Below are 921 nucleotides of genomic sequence, written 5' to 3' on the forward strand. Positions count from 1 at the left end.
GTTGATTTCATTGCCGTATTTATCAACGGTAAAGAAACCGATACCATATAAACTAGCCTCTATAGTTCCAGAATTAGTGAGATTTTCTATGGTATTACCTGCTTCGATAAGAATACCGCTAGCATTATCAGCTTTAATCGTTCCAGAATTGGTAAAATTCTTAATAGTGGATACAATTCCATTCAAATTTGAAACTGCAATTGCTGCTCCATATTTATGATTAGACATTGATTCTATAGTTCCAGAGTTAGTGAAACTATCAATAGTTGATCCTCCTAAACTAACACCAACTTTTCCAGCAACAACTCCTGTATTATTAAAATTTTTTGCATGGGTTAAATAAATTTTTATTCCAGTTGATCCAATTATAGAACTACTATCACTAGGTTCATTTACTCCATCCGATTTTATAGTTCCGCTATTATTGAGAGTTTCTATGGCCGAGGAATCTATTTTTAAACTAGTATCGTTATTATTGCTTATAATACCTTCATTATTAAAAGTTTTTATAGTTGAATGATCAATTTTTATACCATGGTCATTACCCTTAATCAATCCATCTTTTTCATTAATAAATTCATCTATGCCTCCTTGGTAAAGAAATATGGCATTGTTTTTGTTTGAATTAATAGTTCCAGTATTATTGAAAGTTTTAATATAATTTGTTCCATTATTTATTTCAAGACCAGACCAATTTTGAGAATCAATAGTTCCACTATTTATGAAATTATCTATAGTAGTTCCTTTAAATTTTATAGCTTCGCTTGCCCCCAAAAGTGTTCCTTTATTTTCAAAAGTTTTAAGGCTTGAATTTGCTTGAAATTCTACAGCAAAACCACTACTCGGTTTAACTGAACCACCTTCTTCAATGGTTAATGTATTATTAGCTCCATCTATAGTAATTTTGGTTGTTTCGGCGCC

The 921-nt window shown here is 30.7% G+C and carries 1 pseudogene; it reads right to left on the bottom strand.

The window, feature by feature from the left end:
- Positions 1-921, bottom strand: a pseudogene (locus H2279_RS08585) (hypothetical protein); the annotation flags it as partial.

It is taken from the genome of Campylobacter sp. B0100352/1 (assembly GCF_020135855.1).
Taxonomy (GTDB): Bacteria; Campylobacterota; Campylobacteria; order Campylobacterales; family Campylobacteraceae; genus Campylobacter_D; species Campylobacter_D taeniopygiae.